The 10,111-nt window shown below is 62.8% G+C and carries 11 protein-coding genes, 2 pseudogenes and 1 riboswitch; of the genes and pseudogenes, 3 read left to right on the top strand and 10 right to left on the bottom strand.

Annotation, left to right across the window (positions count from 1 at the left end):
- The 7 genes and pseudogenes from ACFSQT_RS11165 to hisC all read right to left on the bottom strand — a co-directional run.
- On the bottom strand, positions 1 to 407 hold a 407-nt coding region (locus tag ACFSQT_RS11165; protein WP_379018482.1), incomplete at its 3' end, for an aldehyde dehydrogenase family protein.
- Positions 383 to 634 carry an aldehyde dehydrogenase family protein gene (locus ACFSQT_RS11160; RefSeq protein ID WP_379018480.1) on the bottom strand — a complete coding sequence of 84 codons (252 nt, stop codon included), beginning with the start codon at positions 632 to 634 and terminating at the stop codon, positions 383 to 385. The genes ACFSQT_RS11160 and ACFSQT_RS11165, both read right to left, overlap by 25 nt.
- A 31-nt stretch (positions 635 to 665) precedes the next feature.
- Positions 666 to 1,070 (bottom strand): annotated as a pseudogene (locus tag ACFSQT_RS11155) (aldehyde dehydrogenase family protein); the annotation flags it as partial.
- Positions 1,006 to 1,230 carry a hypothetical protein gene (locus ACFSQT_RS11150; protein WP_379018478.1) on the bottom strand — a complete coding sequence of 75 codons (225 nt, stop codon included), beginning with the start codon at positions 1,228 to 1,230 and terminating at the stop codon, positions 1,006 to 1,008. The pseudogene ACFSQT_RS11155 and the gene ACFSQT_RS11150, both read right to left, overlap by 65 nt.
- The gene (locus ACFSQT_RS11145; protein WP_379018476.1) at positions 1,218 to 1,469 is read right to left on the bottom strand and encodes a hypothetical protein; all 252 of its coding nucleotides are present in this window, start codon (positions 1,467 to 1,469) and stop codon (positions 1,218 to 1,220) included. The genes ACFSQT_RS11150 and ACFSQT_RS11145 overlap by 13 nt, the downstream gene beginning before the upstream one ends.
- Positions 1,470 to 1,786: 317 nt before the next feature.
- Positions 1,787 to 2,296: pseudogene (locus tag ACFSQT_RS11140) on the bottom strand (prephenate dehydrogenase/arogenate dehydrogenase family protein); the annotation flags it as partial.
- Between the two features lie 6 nt (positions 2,297 to 2,302).
- The gene (gene hisC / locus ACFSQT_RS11135) at positions 2,303 to 3,412 is read right to left on the bottom strand and encodes a histidinol-phosphate transaminase (protein WP_379018474.1); all 1,110 of its coding nucleotides are present in this window, start codon (positions 3,410 to 3,412) and stop codon (positions 2,303 to 2,305) included.
- A gap of 137 nt (positions 3,413 to 3,549) precedes the next feature.
- A riboswitch (SAM riboswitch) is annotated at positions 3,550 to 3,627 on the top strand.
- Between the two features lie 113 nt (positions 3,628 to 3,740).
- Here hisC and metX point away from each other — a divergent pair.
- Both metX and metW read left to right on the top strand, forming a co-directional pair.
- The gene (metX, locus tag ACFSQT_RS11130) at positions 3,741 to 4,910 is read left to right on the top strand and encodes a homoserine O-acetyltransferase MetX (RefSeq protein ID WP_379018472.1); all 1,170 of its coding nucleotides are present in this window, start codon (positions 3,741 to 3,743) and stop codon (positions 4,908 to 4,910) included.
- 58 nt (positions 4,911 to 4,968) lie between these two features.
- The gene (gene metW, locus ACFSQT_RS11125; protein ID WP_379018470.1) at positions 4,969 to 5,583 is read left to right on the top strand and encodes a methionine biosynthesis protein MetW; all 615 of its coding nucleotides are present in this window, start codon (positions 4,969 to 4,971) and stop codon (positions 5,581 to 5,583) included.
- A gap of 42 nt (positions 5,584 to 5,625) precedes the next feature.
- On the opposite strand, the gene ACFSQT_RS11120 is transcribed toward metW, so the two are convergent.
- Positions 5,626 to 5,913, bottom strand: a complete 288-nt coding sequence (locus tag ACFSQT_RS11120) for a DUF1330 domain-containing protein (RefSeq protein ID WP_379018468.1) — start codon at positions 5,911 to 5,913, stop codon at positions 5,626 to 5,628.
- Between the two features lie 408 nt (positions 5,914 to 6,321).
- Here ACFSQT_RS11120 and ACFSQT_RS11115 point away from each other — a divergent pair, with 408 nt between their 5' ends.
- Positions 6,322 to 7,257 carry a glycosyltransferase family 2 protein gene (locus tag ACFSQT_RS11115; protein ID WP_379018466.1) on the top strand — a complete coding sequence of 312 codons (936 nt, stop codon included), beginning with the start codon at positions 6,322 to 6,324 and terminating at the stop codon, positions 7,255 to 7,257.
- Positions 7,258 to 7,278: 21 nt separating this feature from the next.
- Here the strand turns inward: ACFSQT_RS11115 and ACFSQT_RS11110 are convergent, their stop codons facing one another.
- The gene (locus ACFSQT_RS11110) at positions 7,279 to 8,082 is read right to left on the bottom strand and encodes a DUF1194 domain-containing protein (RefSeq protein WP_379018464.1); all 804 of its coding nucleotides are present in this window, start codon (positions 8,080 to 8,082) and stop codon (positions 7,279 to 7,281) included.
- An 87-nt stretch (positions 8,083 to 8,169) separates the two neighbouring features.
- Positions 8,170 to 9,996 carry an ABC transporter ATP-binding protein/permease gene (locus ACFSQT_RS11105; RefSeq protein ID WP_379018462.1) on the bottom strand — a complete coding sequence of 609 codons (1,827 nt, stop codon included), beginning with the start codon at positions 9,994 to 9,996 and terminating at the stop codon, positions 8,170 to 8,172.
- Positions 9,997 to 10,111 lie beyond the last annotated feature (115 nt).

Genomic DNA, 10,111 nt, shown 5'->3' with positions numbered 1-10,111 from the left:
ATGCTGAATGCCGGCCGGCGGGCTCTAGTCGATGTCGACACGAAAACGCCCTGGGCCAGCGGCAGCGCCTTGGAATAGTTCACCGTGTTGGTGTGGCGTCGCCGCATATAGGCCTTCCACGCATCGGAGCCGCTCTCGCGACCGCCGCCGGTTTCCTTCACCCGCCAAAGGCACCGCCGATCTCGGCGCCCGAGGTGCCGATGTTGACATTGGCAATGCCGCAATCCGAACCGATCGACACCGAGGAAGCGCTCGGATTCCTGCAGGTCGCGGGTGAAGATGGACGACGACAGGCCGGCGCCGACCGCATTGTGCTCGTCGAGCACGGCGTCGAAATCCGAATATTTCATCACATAGAGGATAGGCGCGAAGGTCTCTTCCGTCACCGGCGAAACCTGTTTCGGCATTTCGACCAGCGCCGGATGCACATAATAGGCATCCGGATGGCCGTTCTCTCGACACGCGTGCCGCCGGTCACCTTGCCGCCATGCGCGGTGGCCTCATTCAGCGCCTTCTGCATGGCGTCGAAGGCAGCCTTGTCGATCAGCGGCCCGACCAGCGAGGAGGTCTCCAGCGGATTGCCGACCGTCCACGCTTTCGTAAGCCTTCTTGAGACCTGGAACCAGGGCATCATAGACGCTGTCATGCACGAACAGGCGCCGCAGCGTCGTGCAGCGCTGTCCCGCCGTGCCCATCGCTCCAAAGGCAATCGCGCGCAGAGCCATGTCGAGATCGGCGCTCGGGCAGACGATGCCGGCATGTTGCCGGTGCGAGCTCGAGCACCGCGCGGGCAAAGCGCTTGGCCAGCCGCGGGCCGACGTCGCGGCCCATGCGGGTCGAGCCGGTGGCCGAAACCAGCGCACCTTGGGGTGGTCGACCAGGATCTCGCCGACGGCGCGATCCCCGATCAGCACCGGCGCCAGGCTCTGCGGCGCATCCGTACCGAAACGCTTTACCGCACGTGCAAAAATCGCCTCGCAGGCCAGCGCCGTCAGCGGCGTCTTCTCAGACGGCTTCCACCCCACCGCGTCGCCGCAGACCAGCGCAAGTGCGGCGTTCCACGACCACACCGCGACCGGGAAGTTGAAGGCGGAAATGACAGCCGACGACGCCGAGCGGATGCCAGGTTTCCATCATGCGATGGCCTGGGCGCTCGGTGGCGATGGTCAGGCCGTACAATTGCCTGGAAAGACCGACGGCGAAATCACAGATGTCGATCATCTCCTGCACTTCGCCAGTCCCTCGGACGGGATCTTGCCGACCTCGATCGAGACCAGCCGGCCAAGCTCGGCCTTGTGCGTGCGCAGTTCCTCGCCGAGCAACCGCACCAGTTCGCCGCGCCGCGGGGCCAGGCACCATCCGCCATGCCTGGAAACGCCTTGTGGGCGGCATCGATGGTCTTGGCCGCGTCGGCCCGGCGAGATCGTCTTCAGTGCCGCGATCTGCTCCCCCGTCACCGGGCTGCGCAACGATCAGGTCGCCGCCTACAAGCGCGTCCTTGGCCACACCCAGTTTCGCCAGAAAGCTCGGCCGTTTCCTTCGCTATCGTCATTTTTTGTCCCTTTCAGATTCCGTCGCCCTCATAGGGCACAGGGGTCAAGCCTTTGCGTCATGTCGCCCCGCGTGCCGAACGGCACTTCAGGCGCTGTCATGGCGTGGCATTACTCGTTTCAGGGGAAAATCGCCACCCCGGCATGGTCCAAGCCGAGCGCAGACCGTTGAACCAGACCGCAATTCGGTCATTTCGCCGTGCGGGCAGGTCCCCGTACGGCACCGTCTTCATCAGGCAGCGGCGCCAGAATTCCGAAAGCCTCTCCAGCGCCTCGGGGTCCGTCTCCGGCAGCGGGGTGAATATGCACCAGCGATTGTCGAACAGATCGGCAAAACCGGCATCGGGACCCGATTTTTCCGTACCCGCCAGTGGGTGGCCGGGAATGAAATGGACACCGGCCGGCACATAGGGCTGCATCTGCGCGATGACAGATGCCTTGGTCGAGCCGACATCGGTGAGGATCGCACCCTGCTTCAGCGCCGGCGCGATTTCCTCGGCCACCGCGCCGGACGAGCCGACCGGCACCGAGACGATGACCAGATCGGCATCGCGGACCGCTTCCTTCGCATCTGTGGTGTAGGAGGAGCCGAGCCCAAGCTCTTCCGCCCGTGCCAGCGTCGCCGCACTGCGGGTCGAGATGGCGACGTGACGGGCGAGGCCCTCGCGGCGGATGACGCGGGCCAGCGACGAGCCGATCAGGCCGATGCCGACCAGCGCGATCTTTTCGAACATCGGTGATGTCATGGTGTTCTAGCTTTTCAGGAATGTCGTGAGAGCGGCGACAACGCCGCGATTGGCCTCTTCGGTGCCGACGGTCATGCGCAGCGCGTTGGGAAAGCCGTAGCCGGAAACGCGCCGCAGGATATAGCCGCGCGCGGTCAGATAATCGTCCGCCGCAGCAGCCGAATGTTTCTGGTCGTCGGGAAAATGGATCAGGATGAAATTGCCGACGCTGGGCGTCACCCGCAGCCCAAGCTTGCTCAATTCCTCGCTCAGCCATGTGAGCCAGGTCTCGTTATGCATCACGCTGCGTTGGACGTGATCGCGGTCGCGGATCGCCGCGATGCCGGCCTCGATCGCCGTGGCATTGACGTTGAAAGGACCACGCACGCGGTTGATGGCATCGACGATATGCATCGGCGCGTACATCCAGCCGATCCGCGCCCCGCCCAGGCCGATCTTGGAGAAGGTGCGGGTCATCACCACGTTCTCGGCACCGCCAACCAGTTCGATGCCGGCTTCATAATCGTTGCGGCGGACATATTCGGCGTAAGCCGCGTCGAGCACCAGAAGCACATTTTTGGGCAGGCCGGCATGCAGGCGGCGCACCTCCTGGAACGGTACATAGGTGCCGGTCGGGTTGTTAGGATTGGCAAGGAACACGATCTTGGTGCGCGGCGTGACGGCGGCCAGCATCGCATCGACGTCGGCACGCTCGTCGGTCTCCTTGACCGCGACCGGGGTGGCTCCGGCGGACTGGATGTAGATCTTGTAGACCATGAAGGCGTGTTCGGTGAAAATCGCCTCGTCGCCGGGCGCGAGATAGGTCTGCGCCAAAAGGCCGAGAATTTCGTCGGAGCCGTTGGAGCAGATGATGTTCTGTGCGTTGAGGCCATGCACCTCGGCGATCGCTTCGCGCAGCCGCCTAGCGGTGCCGTCGGGATAGACGTCGAGCTTTCCGGCAATCTCCCGCGCGGCCTCGATCGCCTTCGGCGACGGACCGAGCGGATTCTCGTTCGACGACAGCTTGTAGACCTTGGCGACGCCGGCGGGCGCCGTGCTCTTGCCCGGCACATAGGCGTCGATGTCCATGATGCCCGCGCGCGGGGTTGGACGTGCCTTGTCCGGTGTCTGGCTCATGTCGCAAAATCCGTCGAGAACGCTTCCGCCTGGAAGCCGCAGCGGAAATACAAGCCACGGCGCGCAATGTCGAGAGGTGGCAGCCTCTGGACTGCGGCTGGCCGTTGACGCCAGCGTGCCACAGCCCTAGAAGAGGTGCGAACTTCCGTGGTGATTTGGCCGGTCGGCTTGCAGCCACGTTAAACAACTTGCTAAAGGGCCGTTTGCATCCTGTAACCGGCTTTGCGACTGCAATGCCGGTTTTTTGTTGTCCGCGCCGGCCGGACACCGCATCGGCATCGATTTTCGACAGGCACGGTGCGCGGATTCAAAGTGTGAGATGGATGCAATGGCCGCTCTGCGCGCTGGACGAACCAACAACGAGGCTGACAAGCCGTCGAGCCCGGTGTTGCGTTTTGGGCCCGACAAGCCGCTCAAGCTTGATGCCGGCACGCTGCTGTCGCCATTCCAGATCGCTTATCAGACCTATGGCACGTTGAACGACGCCCGCTCCAACGCCATCCTCGTCTGCCATGCGCTGACCGGCGACCAGCACGTCGCCAACACCAATCCGGTGACCGGCAAACCGGGCTGGTGGGAAGTGCTGATCGGCCCCGGCAAGATCATCGACACCAACCGTTTCTTCGTCATCTGCTCCAACGTGATCGGCGGCTGCCTGGGCTCCACCGGCCCGGCCTCGACCAATCCCGCCACCGGCAAGCCCTACGGGCTCGACCTGCCGATCATCACCATCCGCGACATGGTGCGCGCGCAGCAGATGCTGATCGACCATTTCGGCATCGAAAAACTGTTCTGCGTGCTCGGCGGTTCGATGGGCGGCATGCAGGTGCTGGAATGGGCGTCGAGCTATCCGGAGCGCGTCTTCTCGGCGCTGCCGATCGCCACCGGCGCACGCCATTCCTCGCAGAACATCGCCTTCCATGAGGTCGGCCGGCAAGCCGTGATGGCCGATCCGGACTGGCACGGCGGCAAATATTTCGAAAACGGCAAACGCCCGGAAAAGGGGTTGGCGGTAGCGCGCATGGCGGCCCACATCACCTATCTGTCGGAAGCCGCCCTGCACCGGAAATTCGGCCGCAATCTGCAGGATCGCGAGGCGCTGACCTTCGGCTTCGACGCCGACTTCCAGATCGAAAGCTACCTGCGCCACCAGGGCATGACCTTCGTCGACCGCTTCGACGCCAACTCCTATCTCTACATGACGCGGTCGATGGACTATTTCGATCTCGCCGCCGATCATGGCGGGCGGCTGGCGGATGCCTTTGCCGGCACCAAAACCCGCTTCTGCCTGGTGTCCTTCACCTCGGATTGGCTGTTTCCGACCGAAGAGAGCCGCTCGATCGTGCACGCGCTCAACGCGGCCGGCGCATCCGTATCCTTCGTCGAGATCGAGACCGACCGTGGCCACGATGCCTTCCTGCTCGACGAGCCGGAACTGTTTGCCGCCATCAATGGCTTTATCGGCTCCGCGGCACGGGCGAGAGGGCTCAGCGCATGAGCCCGGAAAGTTGCAGACTTGTCCGTCCAGGATCATGCGCAAGGCAGGAGGCGAAGCCATGAGCGTCAACCGCGACCAGCGCGTCGACCTCGAGGTCGTCGCCAACCTCATCCCGCCCCAGTCCCGCGTGCTCGACGTCGGCTCGGGCGACGGCTCGCTGCTCGAGTTGCTGCAGGACACCAAACAAGTCGACGGCCGCGGCCTTGAGCTGTCGCAGCGTGGCGTCAATGAATGCGTGGCACGCGGCCTCTCGGTCATCCAGGGCGATGCCGACAAGGATCTCGAATTCTATCCCGACAAGGGCTTTGACTTCGTCGTCCTGTCGCAGACCTTGCAGGCTACCCGCAACCCGAAGCTGGTGCTCGACGAACTTCTCAGGATCGGCAACCGCGCTATCGTGTCCTTCCCCAATTTCGGCCATTGGCGGGTGCGCATGTCGCTGTTCCTCAACGGCCGCATGCCGGTGACCAAGGACCTGCCCTATTCCTGGTACGACACGCCCAACATCCACTTCTGCACCATCCGCGACTTCGTCAACCTGTGCGACGAGCTCGGTGCGACCGTTGAGAAGGCAACGGCGCTCGACGCCAATGGCCAGAAGATCGGCCTGTCGATGCCCTGGTGGTTCTGGAATTTCTTCGGCCAGCAGGCAGTATTCTTGCTGAGACGATAATCTCGCTGCTGTATCTCTTTAATCGCTGCGCCGTTGTCGACTTCACGTCTGGCCAAGGACATCTGTGGCCCTATGTGGATGCTCAACGCCATCAACGAAGATCACAGCGGATTGCGAGTTGTCGGTCCGCAACCTCAGGATCGCCTGGTAGCCGGCCGGGTTGTACCATCCGCGCACTTGCTGTCTGTCTGGAAACTCGATGATGATCAGGTGGCCCGGCCATTTGTTTTCGATCACCTCGACATCGCCGCCATGGACCAGAAAACGGCCGCCGAAAGGTTCCAGCGAGGCATCGATCTTCTGCAGATATTCGACAATCTGCGGACCCATCTGGACTTGGCGCATATGGGCAACGGCGTAAGCGGTCGTGATTGTACTCCCTCCGGAACCGAAGCCGACCAGCCGGCCTCGCAACGGCAATCTGCCCAAACACCGGCCACGTTGCGATTACGTCTGACGTAATGGCATGCATCCGGATTGTAGACGCGTCGTCGCAAAGGCGATTTGCAAGCATAGCGCGCGGCAATAGTGTTGCAGTTGAAGCGCTAGTTTCTGGAATTCGTCATTTCACCCGCTTTGAGCAGCATCCCGATTGGTGACACGGACGCCTGTTTTCTGTAGCGTCATGGCCAATACAGGGGGATATGGAAGGGGGAGTCCGATCCATTTTGACCGTCCTGAAAGATCGAAAGACCTTGCAGAAGGCGTGTTTTTTGCGCTGGGAATGGCTGACGCTATATGACCGGGAAGACAGAGCAGGCTCCTCTCATTACGGTGATCACGCCGACCCACAACAGGCGGGAAGCGGTATTGCGCGCTGTGGAAAGTGTCCTTTCCCAGAGTATGTCGAGGTTTGAGCATATTGTCGTCGACGATGGCTCGACTGATGGGACCGCGGCGGCGCTGGCCGGCATTCGCGATCCGCGACTGATCTATGTCGGCGCGAAATGGCGAGGCGCCAATGCCGCCAGGAATGCGGGCATCGAACGCGCGCGGGCGCCCGTCGTGACATTCCTCGATTCCGATGACGTCTATCTGCCGCACAGGCTTGAACGGACCCTGACCTGGTTCGATGCCGATCCGGCGCTCGAAGTGCTGATCAGCTCCTATGTCTCGCTGAAGGGCGGACGCGCCACCAATTGCATCAATCGCGATGCATTCCTTAACCCGGGCACGCTGGAGCGAACGCTGGTCGCGGAGACGATCTTGATCGCGGGATCGGCGATAACAGCCCGCCGCGAGGCCCTGCTGGCCATCGGCGGCTACGACAGCGATATCGCCCGGATGCAGGATCGGGAATTGCTGCTGCGCCTTGCCCGGCGCTTCGGCGCGCAACTGTCCCAGAACATCGACTGGACCAAGCACAATTCGGAGAATTCGATTTCGCGACGCCGCCGCGGCTATGTCGAAGCCTATGCGAACCTGATGAGCAAACACCCGAATATTGCGCGCTCGTACCCGCATATTCCGCCCTACATGATCACGCGGCAGATCATTTCCGATATTCTGAAATGTCGGATACCGGAAGCCTTCTCGGGCTACATGGCCAACCGCTCGTCGAAGGACCTCGGCTATTCGCTGCCCGAACTGATCAATGGCTATGTCTATGGCCGGCGCTGGCGCCGCGACCTCCACGATGAGTTTCGGCAGAAGTTCGGCGCCCGTCCGGCCTGAGGCCTGTCGTAACAGCAGAGCTCATCGGTCGAGTTCCGGAAAATATGGATCCGAAAAAAACCGCCTGTCCCGCTCGCCCTGCAGGCAGTCGATAGGCGTGGCAGCATCGACGGGGACGACCCTGGCCTTGTCCTGAACGCCGCTCACTTCTAGGATCAGCTTGCGCCGTATTGCCGTCGAAAATTCAGCGGCCGCGTAGATCGGCAGCACGAAGGAACCAGGCCCTCCGGTCACGCACTGTGCATAATACCGGTCGAGATGGCTGAAAGTCGGCGACGGGTTGATCAGGATCGGCAGGCCGTTGATGACGATGCCTTTCGCGGTTGCCGCATCACGCGTCGCGGTGACCGGCGGCCCGATATTGTTCGGACCATCGCCTGATATATCGATGACACTGCGCTCACCCTCGAAAGAAGTGCGATCGAAAAGCTCGGTGCCGAAAGCCAGCGCACCGGAAATCGAGGTGCCGCGGAAGCTGCGAAACGGGCGGGCCGCGACCTTGTCGGCAAAGCTGTTGGCGCTCTCGGCGCTGTCGATGATTTGCCAGTCGATGACCCCGTCATCGCGCACCGTGCCGGCCCATTCGAAATACGCGAGCGCGATGCGGCCCGTCTTGCCGGCGCGGACAGCCTGGATGAAATCGGGATGCCGCAGCGCCTCGACATAGCCGGCGCGCTGCAAGGCGAACTCCTTCTCGTCCATCGACAGCGAAATGTCGACCGCCAGCACCAGCCCGACGTCCACCGCCAGCGCATCCGGCGGCGACGCTATGGGAGTTGCCTGGGCACAGGCAAGACAGGCAAGCAAGCGCAAAGCATCAAGCATGGCCGACGCCAGGGTTGTTTCTTCGGGAAATCTTCCTTCGCGATCACGGCAAAATAAAGCTTGGAGCCTGCAACCCGGGAAAACAGCCTATTTCCGGCGGCGGGCGGCAGTTGGCGGCGGGTCGATCGCGCCGGCCCTGACGCGAACGGGTTTCAGCGCCGGTGCATCGGCATCCTTGACGATCGTCAAGGCGCGCGGAAAGAACTGGTTGTTGTGCAGTCCGCGTCCGATGTTGAGGATCGCGGTCCCGGGCAAGCGCTTCTCCAGCATTGACAGCACGCGCCGCAGCGAAGGTCCGTCGAACGCGTCCATGGCTTCGTCGATGATCACCCACTTCGGCTGCCGCAAGGCGAGCCTGGCGAAGGCCAGCGAACGCTGTTCGTCATCGCCCAGCTCATGCTCCCAGCGCGCGCTGCGATCGAGTGAGGATGACAGTCGTCCAAGCCCGACTTCGGCAAGCACCGCTGAAATGTCGGCGTCACTCGCCGGCGCCGGTCCGTTCGGATGATCGAGGACCTCGCGCAACGTACCGGCCGGGAAATACGGGACGCGCGGCACGAATATGGGGGTTTCTCCCGCCGGCAGGCCAATCCGTCCGCGCCCCCATGGCCACAGGCCGGCTATGGCGCGGAAGAACAACGTCTTGCCGGCGCCCGGGTCGCCGGTGATCATGACGCGCTCGCCGGGGCGGATTTCGACATGCTGATCGGCGAGCCTGGTGCAGCCCTCCGGCGAGGCCACTTCGAGCTTCTCGAAAGTCAGGCTGCCATTGGCATTGTCGCCGAAGGCAATGCGCCTTTCCGTGTCGTGCAGCACATCGGTTTCATCGAGCGCGATGCGGAAGTCGGCGACGCGCATCAGCGTGGCGCGCCAATCGGCAATGCTGCCGATGTTGTTGATGAACCAGCGCAAGGAAGAGTGCACCTGGTTGAAGGCGCCGACCGCCATCATCAGCCCGCCAAAGCTGATATCGCCTGAGAAATAGACCGGCGAGGCGACCAGGATGGGTGCCACCACGGTGATCCAGCCATAGGTGTCGGTCACCCAGGACAGGTTGATCTGGGCGGTGTAGATGCGCCGCATGGCCCCCAGCACCGTGCCGAGGTCGAGTCCCAGCCGTCGCCTGGCGTCGGCCTCGCCATGGTACAGCGCAATGGCATCGACATTCTCGTTGACGCGCACCATCGAGGAGCGCAGCTCCGCTTCCCGCGTATAGCGGTCGCTGTTGAGGCGGATCAGCGGCCGGCCGACCAGCCAGCTCAGCCAGGAGGCGGTGCCGGCATAAAGGATGGCGGCCCAGACCATGTAGCCCGGTATGGCCAGAGAGGTGCCGCCGATATGAAACACGAAGCCCGAAGACAGCTCCCACAGCACACCGACGAAGGACACGAGCAGGATGCATGACTGCAGCAACCCGACGCCGAGATCGGTCGACAGGTCGGACAGATGCGCGGCATCCTGCTGCATGCGCTGGTCAGGATTGACACCGATGGCGCCGGCATTGGCCAGACGGAAGGCGCGCGCTGGTCGCATCCATTGGTCGATCAGATCCGCCGTCAACGCTTCGCGCAGCTTCAGCCTGATCATCTGGTTGAGCCAGGTCTGGCCGATATTGAGCACCAGAAGCCCGCCGGCGATTGCCGCAAAGACGAGAAGCTGGTGCAGGAAGGCCGCCATGTCGCGGCGCGCAAGCGCATCGTAGAAAGGCTGGTTCCAGCGGTTGAGCAGGACCTGGCCGATCGACGTAGCAATGATGACGGCCATGATGCCAACCGATGTCCAGAGCAGCCAGCCGCGAACCGGCGACCCCGCCAGCGCCTGCCTGATCGTTGCCACCTGATCGCGCAGGCTGCTGGCTTCGACCGCCACGGTGATGGGCTGAACGGCGGCGACATTGTCCAGTTGATCAGCCATGGCTGGGGTCCTTGCGTTCAGTAGCGGCGCTGAAACCGGATGGAGAGACTTGAAGGCACCCATCGTTCAAATGAGCTGCCAGCCCACTGGCGACAGATAGGGTGGGAAACGACCC

Source organism: Mesorhizobium calcicola (assembly GCF_042682105.1).
Lineage (GTDB): Bacteria > Pseudomonadota > Alphaproteobacteria > Rhizobiales > Rhizobiaceae > Mesorhizobium > Mesorhizobium calcicola.
The sequence above is the reverse complement of the archived record's forward strand: the minus strand, read 5'-3'. Positions and strand labels throughout refer to the sequence as shown.

Excerpts from the sequence above, each read along its gene's own strand:
- ACFSQT_RS11110 (WP_379018464.1), bottom strand. The coding sequence starts at position 8,082 with ATGCTTGATGCTTTGCGCTTGCTTGCCTGTCTTGCCTGTGCCCAGGCA.
- ACFSQT_RS11160 (WP_379018480.1), bottom strand. The coding sequence starts at position 634 with ATGATGCCCTGGTTCCAGGTCTCAAGAAGGCTTACGAAAGCGTGGACG.
- metX (WP_379018472.1), top strand. The coding sequence starts at position 3,741 with ATGGCCGCTCTGCGCGCTGGACGAACCAACAACGAGGCTGACAAGCCG.
- metW (WP_379018470.1), top strand. The coding sequence starts at position 4,969 with ATGAGCGTCAACCGCGACCAGCGCGTCGACCTCGAGGTCGTCGCCAAC.
- hisC (WP_379018474.1), bottom strand. The coding sequence starts at position 3,412 with ATGAGCCAGACACCGGACAAGGCACGTCCAACCCCGCGCGCGGGCATC.
- ACFSQT_RS11120 (WP_379018468.1), bottom strand. The coding sequence starts at position 5,913 with ATGGGTCCGCAGATTGTCGAATATCTGCAGAAGATCGATGCCTCGCTG.
- ACFSQT_RS11105 (WP_379018462.1), bottom strand. The coding sequence starts at position 9,996 with ATGGCTGATCAACTGGACAATGTCGCCGCCGTTCAGCCCATCACCGTG.
- ACFSQT_RS11115 (WP_379018466.1), top strand. The coding sequence starts at position 6,322 with ATGACCGGGAAGACAGAGCAGGCTCCTCTCATTACGGTGATCACGCCG.